The following is a 26,240-nucleotide window of genomic DNA, read 5'->3' on the forward strand; positions in this document are numbered from 1 at the left end:
GAAAAAGCGGGAAGAATCGCCTTCTCGTGCCCGCCCTCCGGCCTGGCTCACGGCGGGCACGGTCCGGGCGCACGGCGACTTTGCCATCTCTTTGCAACGCGTGTCCCCGCTGCCTCGTCTCTCCGCTCGATCCGTCAACGGACCGATGAAAGAGAGCGACACATGCGACTCATGTCCCGAACGGGCCTCGCCGCCCTGGCCCTCGGCACCGCCCTGCTGGCGGGAGCGGCGCCGGCGTTCGCCGACGAGACGGCGACCCCCGTGCCCAGCGGCACCGAGGCGGCCGAGGCCACCCCCGCCCCCGCGGAGGACCGCGGCGCGGCCCCGTCCGCCGTGCCGAGCCAGGTCGGCGTCGTGCCCAGGGGCGCTGCCGACACCGGCGTGGGGGAGACCGCCGAGGGCCACGGCGGGCTGATCGGCGGCGGTGCGGCCGCCGCGGTGTGCGCAGCGGCCGGCGCCGGCGTCCTCGTCGTACGCCGCCGGAGGGCGACCGGCGCATGAGCCGCCTCTCCAGGCGCGCCGCGGCCGCCGCGGTCCTCGCCGTCCTGCTCGTGGGCTGCGGCGGCTCCCCGTCCGACCGGGCCACGGACCGGCCCGCGGACCGGTCCACGGCACGCACCGCCCCCGGTACGTCCCCGGCGTCCCCCTCGCGGACCGGGCGGGCCGCGCGGCCCCTCGCGCGCTCGGTGCCGGTCGCGCTGCGGATCCCGGCCATCGGCGTCGACACCGCGGTGATGCGGCTCGGGCTGGCGGCGGACGGCACGGTGCGGGTGCCCCCGGTCGAGGCACACGACCGGGCGGGCTGGTACGGGCACTCGCCGACGCCGGGGCAGACCGGACCGTCGGTGATCCTCGGCCATGTCACCGTGGGCGAGTACGGCGACGGCGTCTTCCGGCACCTCGACCGGCTGCGCCGGGGCGACCGGATCACGGCGCGCCTGGGGAACGGCACGACGGCGGAGTTCGCCGTCACCGGGGTACGGACCGTCGACAAGGCGGACTTCCCGACCGAGGACGTCTACGGGAACGTGGACCGGCCGGAGTTGCGTCTCATCACGTGCGGAGGTCCCCGCAGCGGGGACGGATACCGAGACAACGTGATCGTCTTCGCAGCCCTGACCTCCGCGGGAGAACGTTGAAACGGCCCGCTCGCTCCCGTGAGCGTGAGAGGGCGGCGTCCGAACTGTTCGCCGCCCTCTACCCACGCCTCGCCGGCTGGTGCCGCCGGCTCGTCGACGACGACGGGACCGCCCACGAGATCGCCTCGGAGGCGTTCACCCGGCTCTGGGCCCGCTGGACGTCCGTGGCGGAACCCCAGGGCTTCCTCTACGTCACCGCCGCCAACCTGGTCCGCGACCACTGGCGCAAGCTGGAGCGCGAACGCCGGGCCGTGCGCCGGGCGACCGCCGAGGCCGCGACGCACCCGCCGGCCGAGGCGGACGACCCGTCGGTCCGTCTGCTCGTGCAGTCGCTGCCGGACCGGCTGCGCGTGCCGATCATGCTGCACTACTACGCTGACATGCCGATCCGGGAGGTGTCCGTGCTGACCGGGCGCAAGGAAGGGACCGTCAAGGCCGACCTGCACGCGGCCCGCGAACTGCTCCGCGCCCACTTGAGGAGAAGCCTTGATCACACCCGCTGACGACTTCGACGACGGCCCGGACCTCGACCGCCCCGACCCCGACGACCCGCTCACCGTCGTCCTGCGGCCCGCCCACGGACACCTCGCCCCGCCGCCCGGCCGCTACGCGGAGATCCGCCGGGGCGCGGCCCGCCGCCGGGTGCTGCGCGCGGCGGCCGGGGTCGGCGCGACCTGCGCCGTCGCCGCGCTCGCCGTACTGCTGCCGCTGCGGCTGACGGCGCACGACGCACCGGCGCGTCCGGCGGTGCCGCTCGCCCCGCCGCCGGCGAGCAGCCCGTCGGCCGGCCCCGGCACCCCGACCGCACCGGACACGTCGGCCACACCCGGTCCGTCGACCGTGCCCGACCGGTCGGCGACCCCCCGGCCGAGCGCCCCGGCCCCCGCCGGGGAAACCCGCGGCGTCGAGGCCCGCGACACGGGCGACAGCCGCGGTGCCGTTCCCACCGGCAGCCGCTCGTCCACCGGTACCGGCGCACCCTCGGAAGCGCCCTCGGCGTCAAGTACGCGCCGCTGAGGCCGATTTGCACGCCGTAGCCGTCGGCCGGTCGATGCTCCTACCATGGAAGTCGCCGTCGGGGGAGGGTGGGGGACGTGTCGCGCAGCACACCGCAGCCGTCAGGACGCAGGCTGGAGGACTCGATCGCCTGGGCGGTCAGGAACGCGGACGGCGTCGTCGCCCTCGGCGTCGCCCTGACCGTCGGCCTGCTGGACATCACGGACAAGGGCTTCGACAAGGACAACGACATCGTGTCCGGCGCCATCCTGCTGGTGCTGGCCGCCCTGGTCTTCGGCTCGCTGACCGAGCGCCGGCGGCGGATCGCCGACATCCGGGCCGCCACCGCCGCGACCGGGCGGGCCATCGAGGACCTGGCCATGGTGCGCACCCTGGCGGGTCCCGAGGTGGGCCTGGCGCACGAACAGGCCCGACGTTCCACCTCCCGCTGGGTGTTCAAGGGCGGCACCGGCACCTACCTGCGGGCCGTCACCCTCCCGCAGTGCGTGCTGGAGGCCCAGCGGCAGCGCCGCGCCCTCAGCATGAAGATCGACATCGTCAACCCGGCCGACGACCGGGTCTGCGAGGCCTACGCCCGCTTCAGACGCACCTTCGGCCACGGCGACACCGGCGGCTGGACCACCGAACGCACCCGCAAGGAGTCGTACGCCACCGTCCTGGCGGCCGGCTGGCACCGGCAGCGGCTGGACACCCTGGAGATCGACGTGCACCTGAGCTCCGTGGCCCCCGCCCTGCGCTTCGACCTGTCCGACACCTGCCTGATCATCACCCAGGACGACCCGCGCCGCGTCAGCCTCTGCGTGGAGCGGGACCGGCCGCTGTACGACTACTACGTCACCGAGCTGCACCAGAGCCGCGAGCAGGCCGTCAAGCTCGATCTGCGGGAGGCCACCGAGCTGAGCGACGAACCGACCGTCGACGAGGTCAGACGGCTCCTGGACCGGCTCGGGCTGCCGCTGCCGACGAGCTACACCGACCGTGACGTCGGCGACATCATCGACAAGGCGCTGCGCGCGGAGGATCCCTACCGCAGGTGAGCGCCCTTCTTCGGCCCGGCGAGGGGGACACCATGGACTACCCGGCCCTGGAACGGGCCGCCCGGCGGGGTGAGACCGCCGAGCTGGTGCGGCACGCCGCATCGGAACTGCGGCAGGTCGTGTCCGGCCGCCGCCAACTGCGCGCGGTGCGCCATCCACTCGGGTTCGTCTGTCTGCCCGTGCTGCGGGACGGACCGGACGGTGTCTGCGTCCACGTCTTCGGACCGACGGACCCGATCCTGACGCACCATCAAGTGCACTCGCACAGCTGGGACCTGATCAGCACCGTGCTGTACGGGCAGCTGGACAACCGGCTGATGGGGGTGGCCGAGGAGACCGCGCAGCCCACCCACCGGGTGTTCGAGGTACACAGCCGGCCCACCGGCGTGGACGAACTGCGGCCCACACGGCGGCTGGTGCGCTGTGTGCCGGGTGCCGGGCAGACGAGCTCACGGGGCCAGACCTACGCCCTGCCGGCGGGTGAGTTCCACACCACCGCGGTGCCGGACGGCCGTCCGACCGCCACCCTGGTGCTGGGGCGGACGCTGCCCGGCCGGGCGGACCTCTCCCTGGGCCCGTTGCGGGCCCCGGGCCACCGGGTGGTCCGCAGGATGTGCGACGCGGCCCAGACCGCCCGGATCGCCCAGGCCGCGCTCAGGAGGATCGATGAGCCCGAACGCCCTCCCCGCTGACCCGTCCGCCGCCTCCCCGGCCGGCTTCGTCTCCGAGTGCCGTACGGCCGTGGCGGCCGCCGAGGCGGCGGGGGCGCTGCTGCGCTCCCGCTTCCCTGACGGCTTCGCGGCCCGCCCCAAGGGCGGACACGGCGATGTCGTCACCGATCTGGACCTGCTCGCCGAACGCCTGATCGTCGACCGGATCCGCGCCGACTTCCCGCACGACCGGATCCTGGCGGAGGAGACGGGAGACGTGGCCGCCGGGGACGGAGGCGCCCGCACCTGGCTGGTGGACCCCCTCGACGGCAGCAACAACGTGGTGATCGGGCTGCCCGTCTACGTCGTCGGCATCGCCCTGTGCGTCGACGCCGTGCCGGTGGTCGGTGTGGTGCACGAGCCGGTCACCGGACGCACCTGGTCGGCCCGGCACGGCGCCGGCACCCACGGCCCGGCCGGCCGGCTCGCCCCCGGCCCCCGGCCGTCCTCCCCCTCCGGACCGCTCCTGGCCTGGACCCAGGGCCACGCGGTGCGCCGCGACGACCCCGCCGCCCGCGCCCTGCGGCACACCCTGGAACTGCGCTCCCGCCGGCTGCTCCAGCTCTGGGCCCCGCTGGCCGCCTGGGCCATGCTCGCCCGGGGCGACATCGACGGGTTCGTCGGCTACCGCGCGGAGGCGATCGACCTGCCGGCCGGCGCCCTGCTGGCCCGTGAGGCCGGGGTGGCCCTGCGGCACCTGGACGGCAGCGAGTTCACCGCCGCCTTCACCGGCCCCGACACGAACCGCACCTTCGTCGCGGGCCGCCCCGAGATCCTCCCCACCCTGCTGAACCTGACGGCGGCGTCCACACCCCCACTCCTCGGCAGCACGCCGTAGCTCCCGGCCCGCGCCCCACCGACGTCCCCACCGCCACCGTCCCCGAGCCGCCCACCGCCACGCCGACCGCCCCGGCATCCGCACCCACCAGCCGTGCCGCCGGTCCCGGTGCGGGGCCCAGCGCGTCGCCGTCGGCGCCCTCGCCGAGGCCCCGCCGGGGTGACGGCCGGCGCGGTGTCGGGGAGCGTCAGGCCGGTTCGCCCGTCACCGTGCGGGGCCCAGCGCGTCGCCGCCGGCGCCCTCGCCGAGGCCCCGCCGGGGTGACGGCCGGCGCGGTGTCGGGGAGCGTCAGGCCGGTTCGCCCGTCACCGTGCCGGGGCTAGCGTGTCGCCGCCAGTGCCGTCACCGCGGCCGTCACCGAGGTGAGGGCCAGGGCCGCGCCCGTGGCCATCAGGCGGGCCATCGGTACGCGGACGCCGTACGCGACGCACCGTTCGTACCAGAGGAGGGTCGCCAGGGAGGCCCACGGGGTCACCACCGGGCCCGCGTTGGTGCCGATGAGGAGGGCGAGGAGCTGGTCGTGGTTGCCGGCCGGGACCGCGCCCTCGCCGGCCAGGTAGACGGGCAGGTTGTTGAGGACGTTCGACAGTCCGGCGCCGACCGCCGCCGCGCGGAACAGGCCGAGGGTGCCGCCGTCGTGGCCCACCGCGGAGGCCAGCAGCTCGTGCAGACCGTGGGCGTTGACCGTCTCCACCACCAGGAACATGCCGGGCACCATCACCAGCAGCCGCCACGGCACGAGGGACCAGCGCAGCGCCGGACGGTCACGCACCGCGAACACCGCGACGGCCACCGCCGCGGCCGTCGCGGACGCCGTCCACAGCTCCACGTCCGCGACCAGGATGGCCAGCAGGAAACCCCCGCAGGCCAGCGCGCAGGCACGGAACACGACGGGGTCCGCGGGCCGGTGCACGCCGGGCGGCAGGTAGCGGTCGGCGCCCTCGTGGCCCGGCGCGCGCACCTCCTCCACCCGGGCCGCGCCCGGCCCGCCCCCCGGGCGCCTCCGCGGCGCGGGAGCCCGCCGGTCCCGGCGCCAGTAGAACCCCCACAGACACGCCGTCGTCACCGCGATCGCCGCCAGCTGCGGGGCCCACATCCGGCCGGCGAGCCCCAGCGAGGACAGCGCCACCCGGTCCGCGGCCAGCAGGTTCGTCAGGTTGGAGACGGGCAGGAGAAGAGACGCCGTGTTCGCCAGCCACACCGTCGTCATGGCGAGCGGGACCGCCGCGATCCCGACGCGGGCGGCCAGCGCCAGCATCACCGGTGTCAGCAGCACCGCCGTGGTGTCCAGGTTCAGCGCGATCGTCGTGACCGACGCGAACGCCACGCACAGCAGGAACAGCAGCGGATAGCTGCCCCGCCCCGCCCGTGCGACCCGGGCCGCCACCACGTCGAACACCTCGGCCCTGCTGGTCAGTTCGGCCAGCACGATCACCGTGCCGAGGAACGCCAGCAGCGGAGCGATCCGGCTCATCGCGTCGCCCGCGTCGGCGACCGGCAGCAGCCCCGAGGCCACGCACACCAGTCCGGTCACGAGCAGACCGATCGCCACCCGGTCCAGCACATGCAGACGCCGTAAGACAGACACGGGGGAAGGGTCGCACACATGTGCTGCCGTGTGACCAGGGGGTTGGCGTGAAATCAGCCCAAAACGACGCTCGTCCATTGCATCATGAATATATGGGGGACCGTCAGATGACCGGTGACACCGGGCCGTTGGACTTCTTTGTCAGCTATTCGCCCGCCGACGAGCGGTGGGCGTCCTGGATCGCCTGGACGCTGGAGGAGGCCGGGTACCGGACCGTCCTGCAGGCCTGGGACTTCGTGCCGGGCACGAACTTCGTCGACTTCATGGACCGGGGCGTGAGCGAGTCCGCGGCCGTCATCGCCGTCCTCTCGCGCAACTACGAGCGGTCCCGGTACGGCCGGATGGAGTGGCAGGCCGCCCTGCGCGCCGACCCCGACCTGCCCGAGCGGCGGCTGATCACCGTCCGGGTCGAGGACATCCCGGTGGAGGGGCTGCTCGCCACCATCACCTACGTCGACCTGGTGCCCGTCACCGACCCGTCCGCCGCCCGCGACCTGCTGCTCACCCGGGTCCGGCAGGCCCTCGACGGCCGGGCCCGGCCCGCTCTGCGCCCCGACTACCCGGGGAACGGACAGCCCGTGCCGCCCGCCCCCGCCGTACCGGTCGCCCCGCGCACCGGCCGGCCGCTCGGGCGTCCCGGCTGGGCCGGCCGGCGCAGGCCCGCCGCGCCGCCGGTCTATCCGAGGGCCGCCGGGGAAGCGACGGTCCGCGAGGCCGTCACCGTGCTGCACCTCGCCGGGCCGGCCTTCGGGCGGGGACAGGAACCGGCCGAATTGCAGGCGGCGATCTGGGGGGACCTCGTCGAGCTCGCCGACGCGGGAGCGCCCTCCCCGGACCTGCTGGTCGTCACCGGCGACCTCACCGCCTCCGGCAGCCCCCGCGAGTTCGACCAGGCCCTCGCCTTCCTCACCGGCCTGCGCGCCCTGCTCGGCCTCGAACCGCACCGCGTCGCCCTCGTCCCCGGCGGCCACGACGTCAACCAGGCCGCCTGCCGGGCCTACTTCAGTACCTGCGAGGCCGACGAGATGCCGCCCCGGCCGCCCTACTGGCCCAAGTGGCGCCACTTCGCCCGGGTCTTCCAGGAGCTCTACCAGGGGCTCGACGCCGTCTTCGACAGCGACCAGCCCTGGACCCTGTTCCCGGTCCCCGAGCTGCACACCGTCGTCGCCGGCCTCAACTCCTCCATGGCGTACAGCCACCGGCCCGACGACCAGTACGGCATGGTCGGACCCGAACAGGCCGCCTGGTTCGCCCAGGCCCTCAGACCCTACGAGGAGGAGGGCTGGCTGCGGATCGGCGCGCTGCGCCACGCCCCGGGGACGGCCCGGCCGGGGGTGCCGCACGGCGCGGCCCAGGACGGCTCCGGGCCGCTGTGCGACACCGAGGTGCTGGCCCGGCTCACCGCACCACGCCTCCACCTGCTGCTGCACGGCCCGGCCGGACCCGGCGGCCGCCCCGCGCTCGCCACCGCCTCCGGCGAACTGCCGCTGCTCGGCGCCACCGGACCCGCCCGGCACCAGCTGCTGCGCATCGGCCGGGACGGTCTCGCGACCTGGCCGCGCCCCGGTGAACCGCGGCGCGACCGGGTCGAGTGGCGCCGCGTCCACCGCGTGTTCCCGCCCGACGACTCCCCCCGCGACCCGGCCGTGCCCACCACCCCCGAACCGGAGCCGCGCGCGGTGCCGTCGGCGGCGGAGGTGCTGCTCGCCCGCGTCGCCGAGGTCTGCCGCACCCGGCACGAGGGCGCCCAGCTCCGCCAGGTCGACGGCCCCGTGCCCCAACTCCTCGTCACCTGGACCCAGGCGGGCTTCGTCCGCCAGCAGCGCGTCGTCGTGCACATCGGCACCCCGGCCGAACAGGACGTCGACCGGGTCGTCGCCCTGGTGCACGCGGCCGACGCCGAGACCGAGGCCGAACTCGTCCACGACGGCCCGCCGCCCACCCGCGAACTGCGCGACCACGCCCGCCGCAGAGGCGTCCGGGTGCGCAGCTTCACCGAGTTCCAGGGGCTCCTCGACCTGCGCGCCTACGTCGGCGCCCAGAACGAACGGCTGCGCACCGACCCCCGCTACCCCCCGGGCATGTACCTGCCCCAGCGGTACCGCGAGGTGGAGCGGCTCGACGCCGAGGACCGCGACGGCCTGGTCGACGAGATGCTCCGGCTCCTCGACTCCGACCAGGGCCGCTTCCTGCTGCTGCTCGGCGACTTCGGCCACGGCAAGACGTTCGCGCTGCGCGAGCTGGCCCGCCGCATCCCGGCCGAACTCCCGCATCTCGTCCCGCTGCTGGTGGAACTGAACGCGCTGGACCGGGCCTACTCCTTCGAGGGCCTGGTCGCCGCCCACCTCGCGGCGCACGGCGTCGACAACATCGACCTGCGCGCCTTCCGGTACATGCTCCAGCAGGGCCGGATCGTGCTCCTCTTCGACGGCTTCGACGAACTCGTCACCCGCGTCACCTACGACCGTGCCGCCGAACGCCTCCAGGTGCTGCTGGACTCCGCCGTGGACAGCGCCAAGATCGTCGTCAGCAGCCGCACCCAGCACTTCCGCTCCCAGGGCCAGGTGCTGACCGCCCTCGGCGAACGCGTCGGCATGCTCCCGCACCGCCGCGTCCTCGCGGTCCAGGAGTTCACCCCGCAGCAGATCCACTCCTACCTGGTCAACCGCTACGACGGCGACGAGCGCGCCGCCGACCGCAGACTGCGCCTCCTCGACGCCATCCCCGACCTGCTCGCCCTGTGCCGCAACCCCCGCCTGCTGGGCTTCGTCGCCGACCTCGACGACGAGCAGCTGCGCGCGGTCGCCGGAGCCGGCCGCGCCCTCAGCCCCGCGGGGCTCTACCAGGAGGTCCTCACCGCCTGGCTCACCTTCGAACAGCACCGGGCCGGCGGCCCCGGCCGCGCCCCGGGACTCAGCCTCGACCAGCTGTGGAACGCGGTGACCGCGCTCGCCCTCCGGCTGTGGCAGAGCGGTCAGGAATCCCTGCGGCTCGACGAGCTGACCGACGTGGCCGAGACCCTCACCGGGCTCGCCGGCAGCCGCCTCTCCCCGGGCCAGGCCGCGCACGCCGTCGGCTCCGGCAGCCTGCTGGTGCGCAGCGAGGACGGGGTGTTCCGGTTCATCCACGGATCGGTGGTGGAGTGGCTCATCGCCCGCGAGTGCGCGCTCCGGCTGGTCGCCGGGGACAGCGCCCTGCTCGGCCGGCGTCCGCTGAGCCAGCTCGCCGTGGAGTTCCTGTGCGACCTCGCCGACCACCGTGCCTGCCAGGAATGGGCCGAACGCACCCTCGACGGCGACGACGAGGTGGCCCGCGCCAACGCCGTGAAGATCCTCTCCCGGCTGCGGGTGCCCGCCCACACCGATCTGCGGGGCGCCGCGCTCGCCGGGGAGGACCTCTCCTACCGGGACTTCTCCGGCGTCGACCTCACCCGCGCCGACCTGACCGACGCGCGGCTGGTCGGCGCCAACCTCTCCGGCGCGGTCCTGCGCGAGGCCCGGCTGACCGGCGCCCGGCTCGACGGCGCCGACCTCTCCGGCGCCGATCTGCGCGGCGCCGACCTGCGCCGGGCCCGGCTGATCCGCACCGATCTGACCGGCGCCCGGATCGCGGGCGGCCGCTGGCAGCGGGCCGCGCTGATCCGGGCCACCACCGATCCCGCTCTGCCGGCCGCCCCCGAGCTGACGTCGGCCGCCCTCGCCCCGGGCATGGCCGTCGACTCAGGCTTCCGGCCCTCCGCGGTCGGGGTCCCGTACGGCTTCGACATGCGCACCAGCCGGCTGCCCGAGCCCATCTCCTACAGTCCCGACGGCGAACTGCTGGCCGTCGGCGCCGAGGACGGCGGGGTGCTGGTCTGCGACGCCGTCACCGGCACCGCGCTGCGCACCCTGGAGGGCCACACCGACCGCGTCTACGCCGTCAAGTTCCGCGAACGGGTCCTCGCCACCGGCAGCGCCGACGGGACCGTACGGCTGTGGGACCCCGTCTCCGGCCGCTGTCTGCACCTGCTGGAGATCCACCCGCGCGGGGTCTGGCCGGTCGCTCTGGACGCCGACGGCTCCCTGATGGCCACCGGCGACGCCGACGGGGTGGTCACGGTCTGGGACACCGCCTCGGGCACCCCGCTGCACCGGCTGCCCGGACACGCCGCGCCCGTCTACACCGTGGCCTTCGGACCGGGCAACGCCACCCTGGTCACCGGGGACGCCTCCACCGCCGTACGCCTGTGGGACCTCGCGACCGGGCGGCCGGCCGGTGAACTGCCCGGCCACCGCAGCGCCGTGTACCGGGCGCGGTTCAGCCCGGACGGGACCCTGCTGGCCACCGGGGACCGGGGCGACGGGCGGCGCAACGGCACGGTCCGGGTGTGGGACCTCGCCGGCCGTCGCCTGCGACACGAGTTCACCGGGCACACGGGCCGGGTCTACACCCTCGACTTCCATCCCGGCGGCCGGTTCCTGGTGAGCGGGGACACCGAGGGGGAGGTACGGCTGTGGGACCTGGCCGCGGGGGCGGGCGCCGGTCTGCTCGGCGGCTGCCGGGGTGCCGTGTACCAGGTGCTCTTCGACCCGGACGGCACGCTGCTCGCCGCCGGGGACAGCCAGGGCGTGGTCCGGCTGTGGCGCGTCGCGCCGGAGGCCGACTCGGTGGCCGTGCCGCTCACCCGGCAGCCCGCGGAGCACCGCGGCTCGGTCTGGGTCTGCAAGTTCCGCCCGCACGGCGACACCCCCGCCCCGGACGCCGGCGCGGTCCTGGTGACCGGAGGCAACGACGGTGTCGTACGGCTCCACGACCCCGCCACCAGCCAGGGCCGCCGCATCCTGCGCGGCCACGGGCGGCGGATCGGGACGCTCTCCTTCAGCGGCGACGGCTCGATACTCGCGGCGGGCGGCAACGACGGCGTGATCCGGCTGTGGGAGCCTCCCACCGGACGGCGGCTGCGGGAGCTGACCGGCCAGAGCGACCGGCTGGTCTCGGCCGTGTTCAGTCCCGGCGGCAGCCTGCTGGCCACCGCGAGCAGCGACGGCGACATGTATCTGTGGAACGCCTCGACGGGTGAGTACCAGCGCGAGATGGACGTCGAGACGGACCACGTCTGGGCCGAGGCGTTCAGCCCCGACGGCGAACTGCTCGCCACCGCCAACGACGACGACACCGTACGGCTGTGGTACCGGGCCACCGGGGCGCATGTCGTGACCATCGGCGAGCACTTCGGGCGGGTCCGCTCCATCGCCTTCCGGCCCGACGGGGAGATCCTGGCCACCGGCTGCGACGACCGCAAGGTGCGCCTGTGGCATCTTGCCGAGCGCCGGATCACCGCCGTCCTCGACGGCCACACCGACCGGGTCTACGCGGTGGCGTTCGCACCCGACGGTTCCTGGCTGGCCAGCGCCTCCTGGGACGGGGACGCCGTCGTCTGGCGGGACGGGGCGGCGGTCCACCGGCTGTCCGGGCACACCGGCAAGCTGTGGACGGCCGCCGCGCATCCCCTGCGTCCGCTGCTGGCGACGGCCGGCGACGACCGCACGGTCCGCCTCTGGGACGCGCACACCGGCCGCGGGACGGCCGTGCTGAGCGGTCACACCGGGCGCGTGCTGGCGGTGGCCTTCAGCCCCGACGGCTCGCTGCTGGCCAGCGGCGGTGAGGACGGCACGGTCCGCCTGTGGGACGTCCCGGCCGACGGCCCGGCGCTCCTGCGCGCCACCCTGGTCGGACTGCCCGGCGGCTGGGCCGCGCTGGCGCCGTCCGGCGGCTACAAGTACGAGGGGGACGTCACCGGCGAGTTCTGGCACGCGGTCGGCATGTGCCGGTTCGAGCCGGGGGAGCTGGACGGACATCTGCCGGGGGTGCGCAACGTGCCGCCGGAGGAACCGCTGCGGTGAACCCGTGATCTCTCGTACGCGGCGCGCGGCCGCTCGCTAGTGCGCGGTGCGCACGGTGAACGCCGCCGTGTGCACCGCGCCGCCCGCCTTGAAGTCCAGGAACAGCCGGTAGGTGCCGGCGCTGGGCGTGGTCGCGGCGAAGGAGACCTCGGGCCCCGACATACGGCCGGCCCGCGCCTCGTCGTGCGGGTGCACGTGCAGGTAGGCGAGGTCGCCGGAGCGCAGGGCGACCAGGTGGCCGTAGGCGCCGAGGTACGGCTGGAGGTCCGTGACCGGCCGGCCGCCGCGCTCGACGGTGAAGGCGAGGTCGCTCTCCTCGCCGGCCTCGAGGCTCCCGCCGAGCGTGACGGTGTAGCCGTCGACCGTGGTCGTGGCGGAGGGCGGGGGCGGCTGCTCGGCGGCGTAGGAGCCGGTGACGGTGAGGTCGGCGCCCAGGGTGAGGCCCTCCTCGGCCCCCTCCGGGCGGAAGTCCGCGAGGACGCGGTAGGAGCCGGCGGCCGGGAGACCGACCCGTGCGCTCCAGGTGCCGTCGGCGGCCCGGGTGGGGTGCAGGTGGCGGTAGGCGGTGAGCTCGCGGGAGGCGATGATCAGGTGGAGCTGCTTGGTGTGCTCGGTCTCGTACGCGGTGACCGGGTCGCCGTGCGCGTCCCGGACGGTGAGGCGCAGGGTGCCGGGCCGTCCGGCGGGCAGGCTCTTCGTGGCCAGGTCGAGGGTGTAGCCGCCCTCGGAGACCTGGAGGCCGGCCGGGGTGAGGCCGGTCGGTCGCGCCGCCCCGGAGTGCGCCTCCCCGTGGGCGGCGGGCGCGGGTGGTGGGGAGCCCGGCCCGAAGGCCGCCCCGATGCCGTAGGCGGCGCCGAAGACCGCGGCGAGCGCGGCGGTGAACGCACCGATCGTCCGGAGGGGTTTCATGGCGGGCTCCCGTCGTGACTGGATACCTCTAGGGGGTATACGGCCTCCAGGTTATACCCCTAGGGGGTACCTCGCTACCTGAGCGCGGCCAGGGCGATCCGCTGCGCCACCGGGTTCATGCCCTCCCCCTTGGCGTCCGTGGAGTTGACCGAGTACACGAGCGAGCGGCTCAGATCACGGGTCGCGCCGAGCATCGTGCTGTAGCCGTACCGGGCGCCCGTCTTGAGCCACAGGACCCTCCCCCCGTACTCGAAGCGCTGGAGCCCCGCGCTGTAGGTGGCGCCCTCGATACCCGCCGGGACCGTGAACATCTCCCGCAGCTGCGGCCGGGGGACGAGCCGGCCCCGGAAGAGGGAGGTGAGCAGGCGCTCCAGGTCCGCGGTCGTGGAGATCATGCCGCCGGCCGCCTCGTCGGCGGGGATCCACTCGGTGACGTCGACGAACTCCGTGGTCCCGTCGGCCCTCCCCACCGTCTGGTAGCCGTGGTTGTGCGGGCCGAGGATGCGCGGGGAGGTACCGGGGAAGTACGTCCGGGTCATCCCGGCCGGACGGAACACCCGCCGGGCGGCCTCCGAGGCGTACGTGTGCCCGGTCACCTTCTCGACCAGCAGGCCGAGGACGGTGTAGTTGATGTTCAGGTAGTGCTGCCGTGTCCCCGGCGCGAACTCCGGCCCCTTCGCGGCCGCCGAGGCCACCACCTCCTGCGGGGTCTGGTACGCGAAGCGGTGCGCGTACAGCTCCTCGAAGGAGTCCCCGAGGCCGTCGCCCGCCGGGATGCCGCTGGTGTGGTTCAGCAGCCGGCGTACCGTGATCGGCTCGAAGTCCCGCCCCAGGAGCCCCGGCAGATAGCGCTGGACCGGAGTGTCCAGGCCGACCCTGCCCTCCGCCGCGAGCTGCAGGACGACGGCCGCCGTCACCACCTTCGTCGTCGAACCGGCCCGGAACCGGGCGTCCGGGTCCGCCGCCGTGCCGCTCGCCAGGTCGTGCACGCCCGCGCTGCCGCGCCAGCTGCCGTCGGTGCCGCCGACGCGGACCAGGGCGGCCGTCGCGTCGGCGTCCGGGAGTCCGGCGAGCGCGGCGGTCAGGGCCTGTTCGTCGAGCGTGGCCGCCTGCTGGACGGCGGGCGCGGCGAAGGCGGGGGCGGCGGCCAGCGGCCCGGCCGCCGCGAGGGCGAGAACGAGGGAGGCGGCGAGAACGGTGGTGCGGCGGCGAGCACGCATACGGGGACTCTCCTGGGACGGGTCGGTGACCGGAAGGTTCGTGACGATCTTCCGCCGGGGCGCGCGGGAACGGATCCTCACCGGGGAGGGCACCCGCCCCTGACCGAACCCGGAGCAACTGCCGCCGTCGACCGGTGAGTTGTCGGGGTCGGCCCCTACGGGTGCCGGAAAAAGTGTTATCCCGCGGCCGCTGCGGCCGTCCCCTCGGGTGTGATCTGCGACCTTGCCGACAACGGGGCCCCGGCTGAGAGGGTGCGGGCATGAGGACGTACGCCGACGCCGAGGCCGGCCGGCACTGGCGCGCCACCATCGCCGCCGCGCAGGCCGGTGACCGGCACGCGCTGGACGAACTGGTGGCGGGCTGGCTGCCGCTGGTCTACAACGTCGTCGGCCGCGCCCTCAACGGCCACGCCGACGTCGACGACGTCGTCCAGGAGACCATGCTGCGCGCCGTCGGCAACCTCGGCTCGCTGCGCGACCCCGACAGCTTCCGCTCCTGGCTGGTGGCCATCGCCATGCGGCAGATCCGCGACCGGGCGCGCCGCAGGACCGACCGGCACCTCGACGAGAGCGCCGCCCGTGACGGCGCCGCGGACTTCGCCGAACTCACCGTGCTGAAGCTGCAGTTGGAGGGCCAGCGGCGCGAGGTCGCGGAGGCGGTGCGCTGGCTGGACGACGAGGACCGGCACCTGCTGTCCCTGTGGTGGCTGGAGGTGGCGGGCGAACTCACCCGGCGTGAACTGGCCGCGGCCGTCGGCATCAGCCGGCAGCACGCCGCCGTGCGCGTCCAGCGGGTGAAGGAGCGCCTGGAGGTCTCCCGCGGCATCGTGCGCGCCCTCGACGGTGCCTGCCCCGGCCTGCGCGACCTGACCGCCCGCTGGAACGGCCGTCCCGACTCCGTCTGGCGCAAACGGCTGGCCCGGCACATCCGAGGCTGCGGCTACTGCGGCGGCACCCGCGAGACCGTCGTGCCGGCGGAACGGCTGCTCGCCGGCATCGCGCTGGTGCCGGTCCCGGTCGGCTTCACCCTCTCCCTCGGCCTCGGCGGCAAGACCGCGGCGGCCGCGACCTCCGTCGGCTGGACCGCCAAGGTGCTGGGCGTGCTGACCAAGCCCGCCGTCGCGGTGACGGCCGGCGCGACCCTCGCGGCGGGCGGCGCCTACGTCGCCGTACGGACACCCGACGACCCGCCCCCGCGCGCGGCCACCCTCCCGACGGCGGTGAGCACGTCCGCCGGGCCGTCGCGCACACCCGGCCCGTCCCCTTCCGGCTCGCCGTCGGCGTCCCCCTCTCCCTCCCCGTCGGCGAGCGGGACGTCGTCCCGCTACGGCAGTGTCGTCGACGCCGTGGACCGGGCGCCGGACCCGGACACCCCGCCCGCGGCCCTGCCGCACCGGCCCGGATCCGGCGTCACCAGCACCGGCGGCGCGCACGCCACGCTGAACCATCGCGGGGACGGCGTCACGCTCAGCGGCCGGGGCTATGTCCTCGTCCGCTGGCAGATCTCGCCGCAGTACCGGGCCGGCGCCCTGGTCATGCCGAGCTGGACCGGCCTGAGGGGCAAGGTCTTCCACGTGGCCTCGGGCGGCGGCCGCCGCATGGACGACCCCGTCAGCAGCACCGACCCCACCGCCACCGGCATGGGCAGTTCGGCCACCGGCTACGCCGTCCTGCCCGACGGCACCCAGCAGATGTGGCAGAACGAGTACTTCTACGTCGACGGCCGCGTCACCCTCACGGTGAACGAGCGGGGCGCCGACTACGGCCTGAACGTCTTCCCGACCACGTGGGACGAGGCGGAGGAGGACCTCACCCACGGTCCGGCCCAGGGGGCCGTGCGCTACGGCCTCGTCCGCGACACCGGCGGCGACGACACCCCCGTACCGCAGTACCTGACCCGCGGGACCCCGTCCGACCCGGCGACCGTGGCCCAGCGCTCGCGCGTGTAGCGCGTGCGGTCAGCCCCGCTCGCGCAGCGCGGTCAGGACGTCGACGCGGTTGGTGGTGATCGAGTCGACGCCCAGGTCGATGAGGCGGCGCATGGAGCGGCGGGTGTCGGGGGTCCAGACGGACAGCAGGTAGCCGTCGTGGTGGACGCGGGCGGCCAGGGCCCGGTCCACCAGGGTGAAGCGGTAGTTGAGCCAGCGTGGCTTCACCGCCGCGAGCAGCCCGGCCCGCGGCGGGGCCAGGCTGGTGCAGGTCAGCGCGATCTCCGCGGACGGATCCGCCGCGCGGACGGCGAGCATGGCGGCGGCGTCGGCGCAGTAGTACACGCGGTCCGCCGCCCCCGCGTCCCGGACGGCGTCCACGACGCGGCGCGCCGTGCGGACCTCCCGGGTGCCCGGCAGGTCCAGCATCACCCGGCTGCCGTCCGTCGCCGCGAGCGCCTCCGCGAGGGTGGGCACCGCGCCCGCCGTCAGCCCCCGCACCTCGGCGGCCGACAGCGACGCCAGCGGCCGGTCCAGCTCCCACAGCCGTTTCAGCGTCGCGTCGTGCAGCAGCACGGGCACGCCGTCCCTGGTGAGGCGTACGTCGAACTCGACGGCGTCCGCGCCCAGGGCGAGCGCGGAACGCAGCGAGTCGAGCGTGTTCTCCCGGAAGCGGTAGGGGTCGCCGCGATGGGCCACGGCAGTCAGGGTCTGCATGCAGCCCATTGTGTCCGGGGTCCTCAGGGAGCGAGCCACCCGGCCGTGAAGGTGTCGATCTCGTCCTTGATCCGGCTCTTGCCGGCCTCGTCCAGGAAGGACGCCTCGACCGCGTTCCTGGCGAGGCCGGCGAGGCCGCGCTCGTCGAGGCCGAGGAGGCCGGCGGCGACGGCGTACTCGTTGTTGAGGTCGGTGCCGAACATCGGCGGGTCGTCGGAGTTGATCGTGACCAGGACCCCGGCCCGCACGAAGTCCTTCAGGGGGTGCTCGTCGAGCGTGCGGACCGCGCGCGTGGCGATGTTGGAGGTGGGGCACACCTCCAGCGCGACGCGGTGCTCGGCGAGGTGCGCGAGCAGCTTCTCGTCCCGCGCCGAGCTGGTGCCGTGCCCGATGCGCTCGGCCCGCAGATGGATCAGCGCGTCCCACACCGTCTCCGGCCCCGTCGTCTCGCCGGCGTGCGGCACGGACCGCAGCCCGGCGGCGATCGCCCGGTCGAAGTACGGCTTGAACTGCGGGCGCGGTACGCCGATCTCGGGACCTCCGAGCCCGAAGGAGACCAGCCCCTCGGGGCGGATCCGGTCGTCGGTGGCGAGTCGCGCGGTCTCCTCGGCGGACTCGAGCCCGGCCTCGCCCGGGATGTCGAAGCACCACCGCAGCACGGTCCCGAACTCCGCCTCGGCCGCCTTCCGGGCGTCCTCGATGGCGTCCATGAAAGCCAGTTCGTCGATCCCGCGCCTGGTCGAGGAGAACGGCGTGACGGTCAGCTCGGCGTACCGCACCTGCTGCCGGGCCAGGTCCCGGGCGACCTCGTACGTCAGCAGCCGGACGTCCTCCGGGGTGCGGATGAGGTCCACGACGGACAGGTACACCTCGATGAAGTGGGCGAAGTCCGTGAACGTGAAGTAGTCGACCAGGGCCTCGGGGTCTGTGGGCACCCTGGAGTCGGGGTGCCGGGCGGCGAGTTCGGCGACGATGCGGGGGGAGGCGGAGCCGACGTGGTGGACGTGCAGTTCGGCCTTGGGCAGTCCGGCGATGAACGCGTGCAGATCGCGGGCACCGGCGGTGTCACCGGCAGCGGCGGCGGTGGGGCCGGCGGGAGCACCGGCGGCGGTGGGGCCGGTGGCGGTGCCGGACGCGGCGGCTGCCGAGGCGTCGAGGCGGTCGGTCAAGGGGTCCTCCCCGGGACGGCGCCCCGGGCCGTGAGGAAGGGCCGGACGGGACGCGGGTGATCGGCTGATCGGTGAGTCAGGATCATCGTAGGCGGGGAGCCGGGGGAGAGGGGCGGCCGGCCCGTGGCCGGAAGTCGTGGGGTGCGCCCGCCGGGCCCGCGGCCCCGGGCCCCTCGCGCCTCACCCCCGGCCTCACGGGCCGTAGCATGACGGGACGTTCGACAGAACAGAGGGGAACCCGCGCATGTCCGACGACGCGCCGACTCCGGCCGGTGACGCCGGCCGTGAAACGTGGCCCGCGCCCGCCGCCGACGAGGCGGCCGGCCCGCGGGACGCGGCTCCCGAGGCGCGGTCGGTCGAAGGGCCGCGGGACGCTCCCGCGAACCCCGCGAACAGGGTGCGGTTGGACAAGGCGCCGGCGGACGAGCCGCCGATGGCCGAGGCGCCGACGGCTGCCGATCCCGCACCGGACCCCTCGGCCACGGCCGGCGACGGCACCCAGGACGGGCCGGGCCGCACCCTCGCCGAGATCGCGCCGCCGGCACCGCGGGACCAGGCGCCGCCCTCCGCGCACGACCGGTTGACGGTCACGTCCCTGCCCGGTGCCACCCCGCAGCCGCCCGCGGACGCCGGGCCGCAGCAGGCCCCGGCCGGCGGCGGCCCGCAGCCCTGGGCCAGTCCCGTCGCCCCGCCGGTGAACGGCTCCTTCGCCTCCTTCCCGCCGCCGGACCCCGCCACGGCGTCGGGCGGTCCGCCGCCCCACCCCTTCACCCCCGGCACCGTTCCTTCACCGCCCCACCCCTTCACGCCGCCCTTCGCCCCGCCGCCGCCCAGCCCTTTCGCCCCGCCCGCCGCCCCCACCGGCGCCGTGCCCCCGCCGCCGATCTCCCCGGACGGCCCCGGACAGGTCCCCTACGGCTACCCCGGCGGCTACGGCTACGGCTACCCCGCCCCGCCCCCGGGCGGCTCCTACTGGCCCGGTGGGCCGCAGGGCGAGAGCAACGGCATGGGGGTGGCCGGGATGGTGCTGGGGATCGTCTCGGCCGTGATCTTCTGCCTGTGGCCGCTGGCGATCGGCATCGGCATCCTCGGCATCGTCTTCGGCGCGATCGGCCGCCGCAAGGCCCGCCGCGGCGAGGCCACCAACCCGGGCCAGGCGCTGGCCGGCATCATCTGCGGCATCGCGGGCATTGTCCTCGGCGTGGGTCTGGGCGTCCTGGTGATCCTGGCCCCCGCCTAGCCAGGCCGTGTCCGTGAAGACACGGGAGACACAAACGGTCCTCAAGGCGCTGCGGGTGCCGAGCCGGCCGACCGCGGACCGGGCCGGCCGGGCACCCCGCCGCCGGCGCCGATCGAACCGGACCTGCCGGGCGCGGACATCCGCGTCGGGCACGTGCGCGCTGCCCGACACCCGGGCAGGAACTCAACTACCAGCCGGACGCGCTCAGCACGTACGGCATCCCGGGGGCAAGATCGGCAAGCCGGTCGTGCCTCATGGCGACGGCCGGGTGGCGCCGGACCGATCCCGGGAACAGACCCCGGCCCCGGCCGTCGCACGCTCCGTGTGAGGCCCCCGGCTCACTCGCCCCGCAACCGCCCCCGGGCCTCCATCAGCGCGAAGCCCAGCAGGTTCGGGCCGCGCCAGCGCTCCGGGTCGTCGGCCGCCTCGTCGTCCGCCGCGAGGCCGATGCCCCAGACGCGGTCCACGGGGCTGGCCTCGACCAGGACGCGCTCGCCCGTGCCCAGCAGAAAGGCGGCGAGCTCCGGGTGCGCGGCGAACTTGTGGACGCTGCCCTCGACGACGATCCGGAACCGCTCGCGCTCCCACACGGCCTCGTCGAAGCCGCGCACCAGCCGCCCGGCCTTCTTGGCCTGCGAGGGATGACCGGCGGCGAGCGCCCGCCGCTCCGCCTCCGCGTCGCCGAACAGCCGGGCCTTCCGCGCCATCATCCAGTGCTCGGCCGTCGCGTAGGAGACCCCGTCCACCACGAACGGTGACGGCCACCACTGGCTCAGACAGCTCGGGCCCACCCGGCCGTCCGGCCTCGGCCGGTGTCCCCAGAAGTGCAGATACCTGATCCTCGCCCCCGCCCGGACCTCCCTGACCAGGGCCTCCCGGCAATCGATCTTCTCCATGCACGCCAGCATGGCAGGCACCACTGACACTGCGTCCTGCCTTTTCCGCCCCGACTCGACACCTGGTCGACAGATTCCGTCGCGTAACCAAAAGGCAACAACGGAATCACTTGTTGGAGTGCCATTGCTCTGTCAGGATCGGCACTCAAATCAAGCTGGAGCTACGCCACCCGCCCCCGCACCACGCGGGGCGAAGGCGGAGGAGAGCGACATGCAGAACCCGGGCACCGCCACCCCGGACACCACCGAGAGGTTCCCCGCACGGGAACGCTTCGCGGACGGCGCTCAGTACGTCGCGGGCCGTCTCACCCACGGCACCTCGGGACACACCCACGCCGTGGTCGACCCGGCCACCGGCGAGGAGGTGTACCGCTACGAGCTGGCCTCGGCCGCCGACGTCGACGTGGCCGTGGCCGCCGCCCGCGCCGCCTTCCCGGGCTGGTCGGGGGCCACCCCCGCCGAGCGTTCCGAGGCCCTGCACCGCTTCGCCGCCGTCCTCGCCGACCGGGCGGAGGAGTTCGCCCGTGCGGAGTCCCTGCAGTGCGGCAAGCCGCTGAAGCTGACCCGTGAGTTCGACGTCCCCGGGACCATCGACAACACCGCCTTCTTCGCCGGTGCCGCACGCCATCTCGCCGGGCAGTCCGCCGGTGAGTACTCCGGCGACCACACCTCGTACGTCCGCCGCGAGCCCATCGGCGTCGTCGGCTCCATCGCCCCCTGGAACTACCCCCTCCAGATGGCCGCCTGGAAGATCCTGCCGGCGATCGCGGCGGGCAACACCATCGTCCTGAAGCCGGCCGAGCTCACCCCGCTCACCTCCCTCCTGTTCGCCCAGGCGGCGACGGAGGCCGGCATCCCCGACGGTGTGATCAACATCGTCACGGGGACGGGCCGGGAGGCCGGCGAACACCTCGTGGCGCACCCCGACGTCGCCATGACCTCCTTCACCGGCTCCACCGCCGTCGGCAAGCGCGTCGCGGAGGTCGCCACCGCCACCGTCAAGCGCCTCCATCTGGAACTCGGCGGCAAGGCGCCCTTCCTGGTCTTCGACGACGCGGACCTGGAGGCCGCGGCCCACGGAGCGGTCGCGGGCGCGCTGATCAACACCGGCCAGGACTGCACGGCCGCCACGCGCGCGTACGTGCAGCGGCCCCTCTACGAGGCGTTCGTCGAGCGGACGGCCGCCCTCATGGAGACCGTCCGGGTCGGGGATCCGTTCGCCGCGGGCACCGACATCGGTCCGCTCGTCTCGCACGTGCAGCGCGACCGCGTCGCCGGCTTCGTCGACCGGGCGCGTGCCCACGCGCGCGTGGTGACCGGCGGCGAGGCGCCCCAGGGCGACCTCGGGAAGGGGGCGTACTACCTCCCCACCCTGATCGCGGACGCGACCCAGGACAGCGAGGTCGTCCAGTCCGAGATCTTCGGGCCGGTGCTGGTGGTCCTGCCCTTCGACGGCGACGACGAGGGCATCCGGCTCGCCAACGACACCCCGTACGGCCTCGCGGCCTCCGCGTGGACCCGGGACGTGTTCCGGGCGAACCGGGCGACCCGCGAGATCGAGGCGGGGTGCGTGTGGATCAACGACCACATCCCGATCATCAGCGAGATGCCGCACGGGGGCTACAAGGCCTCCGGCTTCGGCAAGGACATGTCAGCGTATTCGTTCGACGAGTACACCCAGATCAAGCACGTTATGTTCGATAACACCGCGGTGGCCCGGAAACCCTGGCACCGCACCGTCTTCGGGGACTGTTAGCGACCGGAACCGGGCCGCCGACCACGGCCGAACCTCCCGAAAGGGCACCACGCGCATGGAGCAGTACGAGCCCGACCGCCTGAGCCCGGCCCAGGTGGCCGCCATACGGCGCAGCTTCCGCAACGGCAGGGCGGCCATGACCCGCCGGTCGCTGCTGCGCGCCTCCGCCGGCGGCGCGCTCACCCTGGGCGGCCTCGGGGCGCTGAGCGCCTGCGGGATCCCCGCGGCCGGCAAGACCGAGGGCGGCACGTCCGCCGAGGACCACTCGGACACGGAGAAGACCGTCAACTTCTCCAACTGGACCGAGTACATGGACGTCGACGACAGCGGCAAGCACCACCCCACGCTCGACGCCTTCACCGAGCGGACCGGCATCAAGGTCAAGTACACCGAGGACATCAACGACAACAACGAGTTCTTCGGCAAGATCAAGCCGCAGCTCGCCGCGGGCCAGGACACCGGCCGCGACCTGATCGTCCTCACCGACTGGCTGGCCGCCCGTCTGATCCGGCTGGGCTGGGTCCAGAAACTGGACGCGTCCAACCTGCCGCACGCCTACGCCAACCTCTCGCAGCAGTTCCGCAGCCCCGACTGGGACCCGGGCCGGGCGTACTCGTACCCCTGGCAGGGCATCTCCACGGTCATCGCCTACAACAAGAAGGCGCTCGACGGCGTCGAGGTGAAGTCGGTCTCCGACCTGCTCGACAACCCCAAGCTGAAGGGCCGCGTCGGCTTCCTCACCGAGATGCGCGACAGCGTCGGCATGACGCTGCTCGACATGGGCAAGGACCCCGGGAAGTTCACCGACGACGACTTCGACGCGGCCATCGCCCGCCTCCAGAAGGGCGTCGACAGCGGCCAGATCCGCCGCTTCACCGGCAACGACTACACCTCCGACATCACCAGCGGCGACTTCGCGGCCTGCATCGCCTGGGCCGGTGACGTCGTCCAGCTCAAGGCGGACAGCCCCGACGTCGACTTCGTCATCCCCGACAGCGGCTACCTGACGTCCAGCGACAACATGCTGATCCCCAACAAGGCACGTCACAAGACGAACGCCGAGCGGCTCATGGACTACTACTACGAGCCCGAGCCGGCCGCCGAGCTCGCCGCCTACATCAACTACGTCTGTCCCGTCGACGGAGTGCAGGGCGAGCTCGCGAAGATCGACAAGGACGCGGCGGCCAACCCGCTGATCATCCCCGACAAGGCCATGCAGGCGAAGTCCCACGCCTTCCGCTCCCTGAGCTCGAAGGAAGAGACGGCCTACGAGGCAAAGTTCGCGAAGCTCACTGGGGCGTGACGACGATGAAGACCACAGACAACGGCAGCGGCGACGTCCGCCTCTCCGGCATCAGCAAGACCTACGGCTCCTTCACCGCCGTCCATCCGCTGGACCTGACCGTCCCGCAGGGCTCCTTCTTCGCCCTGCTCGGCGCCTCCGGCTGCGGCAAGACCACCACCCTGCGCATGATCGCCGGCCTGGAGGAACCCTCCTCCGGGACCGTCCACCTCGGCGACCAGGACGTCACGGCCCTCCCGCCGTACAAACGCCCGGTCAACACCGTCTTCCAGTCCTATGCCCTCTTCCCGCACCTCGACATCTTCGAGAACGTCGCCTTCGGTCTGCGCCGGCGCGGGATCAAGAGCGTGAAGAAGCAGGTCGAGGACATGCTGGAGCTCGTCCAGCTCGGCGAGCAGGCCCGCAAGAAACCGCACCAGCTCTCCGGCGGCCAGCAGCAGCGCGTCGCCGTGGCCCGCGCCCTCATCAACCACCCCCAGGTGCTCCTCCTCGACGAACCGCTCGGCGCCCTCGACCTCAAGCTGCGCCGCCAGATGCAGCTGGAGCTCAAGCGGATCCAGACGGAGGTCGGCATCACCTTCGTACACGTCACGCACGACCAGGAGGAGGCCATGACCATGGCCGACACGGTCGCGGTGATGAACGCGGGCCGCGTCGAACAGCTCGGCTCGCCCACCGACCTGTACGAGAACCCGCAGACCACGTTCGTCGCGAACTTCCTCGGCACCTCCAACCTCATCGAGGCCGAGGTCGACACGAAGAACGGCGACGACATCGTCCTCAAGGCGGGCGGCGGCAAGCTCGTCCTGCCCGGGACCCGCTGCTCCGCGCCGGCCACGGCCGGCGGCAAGGTGCTGGTGGGGGTCCGCCCGGAGAAGATCTCCCTCACCCACGCCGACGACGCCGGCGAGATCCCCGAGGGCCGCAACCGCATCTCCGGGAAGATCGCCAACTCCTCCTTCATCGGCGTCTCCACCCAGTACGTCATCGACAGCCAGGTCTGCCCCGAGTTCGAGGTCTACGCCCAGAACATCGACCGCGACGCCCGGCTGGTCCCCGGCGCGGACGTCGTCCTGCACTGGAGCCCGGCCCACACCTTCGGCCTGGACGCCACCCAGGACATCGACGCCGGCACCGAGGAAGAGGCGGCGGTCTGATGGCGACCCTCACCGAGGCGCCCCCGCCTCTCTCCCCGACGGCCCCCGAGAAGAAGCCGCCCCGCAAACGCGGCCGCTGGACGCCGTACTGGCTGCTGCTGCCCGGCCTGCTCTGGCTGATCGTGTTCTTCGCGCTGCCGATGATCTACCAGGCCTCCACGTCCGTGCAGACGGGCTCCCTGGAGGCGGGCTACAAGGTCACCTGGCACTTCGCGACCTACTGGGACGCGCTGACCGCGTACTGGCCGCAGTTCCTGCGCTCGGTGCTGTACGCGGCCGCCGCCACGGTCCTCTGCCTGGTGCTCGGCTATCCGCTGGCGTACCTGATCGCCTTCCGCGCCGGACGCTGGCGGAACCTGATCATGATCCTGGTGATCGCGCCCTTCTTCACCAGCTTCCTGATCCGCACCCTCGCCTGGAAGACGATCCTCGCCGACGGCGGCCCGGTCGTCGGCGCCCTGAACACGCTGCACGTCCTGGACGTCACCAGCTGGCTCGGCTGGACCGCGGGCGACCGCGTCCTCGCCACACCGCTCGCGGTCGTGTGCGGTCTGACGTACAACTTCCTGCCGTTCATGATCCTGCCGCTCTACACCTCGCTGGAACGCATCGACGGGCGGCTGCACGAGGCGGCGGGCGATCTGTACGCCAAGCCGATCACCACCTTCCGCAAGGTCACCTTCCCGCTGTCGATGCCGGGCGTCGTCTCCGGCACGCTGCTCACCTTCATCCCGGCGGCCGGCGACTACGTCAACGCGGAACTGCTCGGCTCCACCGACACCCGCATGATCGGAAACGTGATCCAGACGCAGTTCCTGCGCGTGCTGGACTATCCGACGGCCGCGGCGCTGTCGTTCATCCTGATGGCGGCGATCCTTTTCATGGTCACCTTCTACATCCGCAGGTCCGGGACGGAGGATCTGGTCTAAATGCCCTTCGTCAACTGGCTCAGGCGCAATCTCGTCGTCATCGCGGGACTGCTGACACTCGGCTATCTCCTGCTGCCCAACGTCGTCGTCACGGTGTTCTCCTTCAACAAACCGAAGGGGCGCTTCAACTACCAGTGGCAGCAGTTCTCCACGGACGCCTGGAAAGACCCCTGCGGCGTCGCCGGCATGTGCGGCTCGCTGTCGCTCAGCCTCCAGATCGCGATCTGGGCGACGGTCGGAGCGACCGTGCTCGGCACGATGATCGCCTTCGCACTGGTCCGCTACCGCTTCCGCGCGCGCGGCGCCGTCAACTCGCTGATCTTCCTGCCGATGGCGATGCCCGAGGTCGTCATGGCCGCCTCGCTGCTCACCCTGTTCCTCAACCTGGGTGCCCGGCTCGGGTTCTGGACGATCCTCATCGCGCACATCATGTTCTGCCTCAGCTTCGTCGTGACGGCCGTCAAGGCGCGCGTCATGTCGATGGACCCGCGGCTGGAACAGGCCGCCCAGGACCTCTACGCCGGACCGGCGCAGACGTTCCTGCGCGTCACCCTGCCCATCGCGGCCCCCGGAATCGCCGCGGGCGCGCTGCTCGCCTTCGCGCTCTCCTTCGACGATTTCATCATCACCAATTTCAACGCGGGCTCGACCGTCACCTTCCCCATGTTCGTCTGGGGCTCGGCACAGCGCGGAACGCCCGTCCAGATCAACGTCATCGGCACGACCATGTTCCTCGTCGCCGTACTGCTCGTCCTGAGCTCGATGGTCATCGGCAACCGCCGCCGGAAACAAAAGGCCGCCTGAG

At 73.7% G+C, this 26,240-nt stretch carries 21 protein-coding genes; 15 read left to right on the plus strand and 6 right to left on the minus strand.

Going from position 1 to position 26,240, the window contains the following annotated elements:
- Positions 1 to 171 precede the first annotated feature (171 nt).
- The 7 genes from ACFY30_RS26410 to ACFY30_RS26440 all read left to right on the plus strand — a co-directional run bounded on the left by ACFY30_RS26410 (position 172) and on the right by ACFY30_RS26440 (position 4,741).
- The gene (locus tag ACFY30_RS26410; RefSeq protein ID WP_390847643.1) at positions 172 to 501 is read left to right on the plus strand and encodes a sortase-dependent protein; all 330 of its coding nucleotides are present in this window, start codon (positions 172 to 174) and stop codon (positions 499 to 501) included.
- Complete coding sequence (locus ACFY30_RS26415) at positions 498 to 1,139, plus strand: class F sortase (protein ID WP_390847599.1); 642 nt, start codon at positions 498 to 500, stop codon at positions 1,137 to 1,139. The genes ACFY30_RS26410 and ACFY30_RS26415 overlap by 4 nt, the downstream gene beginning before the upstream one ends.
- Entirely contained in the window at positions 1,136 to 1,642 is a 507-nt protein-coding gene (locus ACFY30_RS26420; RefSeq protein ID WP_390847600.1) for an RNA polymerase sigma factor, read from the plus strand. The genes ACFY30_RS26415 and ACFY30_RS26420 overlap by 4 nt, the downstream gene beginning before the upstream one ends.
- A complete protein-coding gene (locus ACFY30_RS26425; RefSeq protein ID WP_390847601.1) occupies positions 1,626 to 2,156 on the plus strand; it encodes a hypothetical protein in 531 nt (176 codons plus the stop codon). The genes ACFY30_RS26420 and ACFY30_RS26425 overlap by 17 nt, the downstream gene beginning before the upstream one ends.
- Positions 2,157 to 2,233: 77 nt before the next feature.
- Positions 2,234 to 3,193, plus strand: coding sequence for a hypothetical protein (locus ACFY30_RS26430; RefSeq protein WP_390847602.1), 960 nt, complete (start codon positions 2,234 to 2,236; stop codon positions 3,191 to 3,193).
- On the plus strand, positions 3,190 to 3,885 hold the full coding sequence (locus ACFY30_RS26435) for a hypothetical protein (RefSeq protein WP_390847603.1): 696 nt from the start codon (positions 3,190 to 3,192) through the stop codon (positions 3,883 to 3,885). The genes ACFY30_RS26430 and ACFY30_RS26435 overlap by 4 nt, the downstream gene beginning before the upstream one ends.
- Positions 3,860 to 4,741, plus strand: a complete 882-nt coding sequence (locus ACFY30_RS26440) for an inositol monophosphatase family protein (RefSeq protein WP_390847604.1) — start codon at positions 3,860 to 3,862, stop codon at positions 4,739 to 4,741. The genes ACFY30_RS26435 and ACFY30_RS26440 overlap by 26 nt, the downstream gene beginning before the upstream one ends.
- A 319-nt stretch (positions 4,742 to 5,060) precedes the next feature.
- Here the strand turns inward: ACFY30_RS26440 and ACFY30_RS26445 are convergent, their stop codons facing one another.
- Positions 5,061 to 6,329, minus strand: a complete 1,269-nt coding sequence (locus tag ACFY30_RS26445) for an SLC13 family permease (RefSeq protein ID WP_390847605.1) — start codon at positions 6,327 to 6,329, stop codon at positions 5,061 to 5,063.
- 92 nt (positions 6,330 to 6,421) lie between these two features.
- On the opposite strand from ACFY30_RS26445, the gene ACFY30_RS26450 reads away from it, so the two are divergent.
- The gene (locus ACFY30_RS26450; RefSeq protein WP_390847606.1) at positions 6,422 to 12,211 is read left to right on the plus strand and encodes a TIR domain-containing protein; all 5,790 of its coding nucleotides are present in this window, start codon (positions 6,422 to 6,424) and stop codon (positions 12,209 to 12,211) included.
- A gap of 36 nt (positions 12,212 to 12,247) precedes the next feature.
- Here the strand turns inward: ACFY30_RS26450 and ACFY30_RS26455 are convergent, their stop codons facing one another.
- Complete coding sequence (locus ACFY30_RS26455; protein WP_390847607.1) at positions 12,248 to 13,120, minus strand: hypothetical protein; 873 nt, start codon at positions 13,118 to 13,120, stop codon at positions 12,248 to 12,250.
- A 74-nt stretch (positions 13,121 to 13,194) separates the two neighbouring features.
- Entirely contained in the window at positions 13,195 to 14,340 is a 1,146-nt protein-coding gene (locus ACFY30_RS26460) for a serine hydrolase domain-containing protein (protein ID WP_390847608.1), read from the minus strand.
- A gap of 260 nt (positions 14,341 to 14,600) precedes the next feature.
- Between ACFY30_RS26460 and ACFY30_RS26465 the strand changes: the two genes are divergently transcribed.
- Entirely contained in the window at positions 14,601 to 16,289 is a 1,689-nt protein-coding gene (locus ACFY30_RS26465) for an RNA polymerase sigma factor (protein WP_390847609.1), read from the plus strand.
- 9 nt (positions 16,290 to 16,298) lie between these two features.
- Here ACFY30_RS26465 and ACFY30_RS26470 read toward each other — a convergent pair whose 3' ends face one another.
- Entirely contained in the window at positions 16,299 to 16,985 is a 687-nt protein-coding gene (locus tag ACFY30_RS26470; RefSeq protein WP_390847610.1) for a glycerophosphodiester phosphodiesterase, read from the minus strand.
- Positions 16,986 to 17,008: 23 nt separating this feature from the next.
- Complete coding sequence (locus tag ACFY30_RS26475) at positions 17,009 to 18,223, minus strand: adenosine deaminase (RefSeq protein ID WP_390847644.1); 1,215 nt, start codon at positions 18,221 to 18,223, stop codon at positions 17,009 to 17,011.
- Positions 18,224 to 18,398: 175 nt separating this feature from the next.
- On the opposite strand from ACFY30_RS26475, the gene ACFY30_RS26480 reads away from it, so the two are divergent.
- Positions 18,399 to 19,394, plus strand: a complete 996-nt coding sequence (locus ACFY30_RS26480) for a DUF4190 domain-containing protein (protein ID WP_390847611.1) — start codon at positions 18,399 to 18,401, stop codon at positions 19,392 to 19,394.
- A gap of 338 nt (positions 19,395 to 19,732) precedes the next feature.
- Here the strand turns inward: ACFY30_RS26480 and ACFY30_RS26485 are convergent, their stop codons facing one another.
- On the minus strand, positions 19,733 to 20,290 hold the full coding sequence (locus tag ACFY30_RS26485; RefSeq protein ID WP_390847612.1) for an NADAR family protein: 558 nt from the start codon (positions 20,288 to 20,290) through the stop codon (positions 19,733 to 19,735).
- A gap of 211 nt (positions 20,291 to 20,501) precedes the next feature.
- Here ACFY30_RS26485 and ACFY30_RS26490 point away from each other — a divergent pair, with 211 nt between their 5' ends.
- Genes ACFY30_RS26490 through ACFY30_RS26510 form a run of 5 tightly spaced genes read left to right on the plus strand, consistent with a single transcriptional unit; the run spans position 20,502 to position 26,239 of the window.
- Positions 20,502 to 22,046, plus strand: coding sequence for a gamma-aminobutyraldehyde dehydrogenase (locus ACFY30_RS26490; RefSeq protein WP_390847613.1), 1,545 nt, complete (start codon positions 20,502 to 20,504; stop codon positions 22,044 to 22,046).
- 55 nt (positions 22,047 to 22,101) lie between these two features.
- The gene (locus tag ACFY30_RS26495) at positions 22,102 to 23,349 is read left to right on the plus strand and encodes a spermidine/putrescine ABC transporter substrate-binding protein (RefSeq protein WP_390847614.1); all 1,248 of its coding nucleotides are present in this window, start codon (positions 22,102 to 22,104) and stop codon (positions 23,347 to 23,349) included.
- A 5-nt stretch (positions 23,350 to 23,354) separates the two neighbouring features.
- The gene (locus ACFY30_RS26500; RefSeq protein ID WP_390847615.1) at positions 23,355 to 24,506 is read left to right on the plus strand and encodes an ABC transporter ATP-binding protein; all 1,152 of its coding nucleotides are present in this window, start codon (positions 23,355 to 23,357) and stop codon (positions 24,504 to 24,506) included.
- Positions 24,506 to 25,435, plus strand: coding sequence for an ABC transporter permease (locus ACFY30_RS26505; RefSeq protein ID WP_390847616.1), 930 nt, complete (start codon positions 24,506 to 24,508; stop codon positions 25,433 to 25,435). Before ACFY30_RS26500 ends, ACFY30_RS26505 begins: the two co-directional genes overlap by 1 nt.
- On the plus strand, positions 25,436 to 26,239 hold the full coding sequence (locus ACFY30_RS26510; protein ID WP_390847617.1) for an ABC transporter permease: 804 nt from the start codon (positions 25,436 to 25,438) through the stop codon (positions 26,237 to 26,239).
- Position 26,240: the final 1 nt, after the last annotated feature.

Origin of the sequence: Streptomyces sp. NPDC000345 (assembly GCF_042898825.1) — a bacterium.
Classification (GTDB): Bacteria; Actinomycetota; Actinomycetes; order Streptomycetales; family Streptomycetaceae; genus Streptomyces.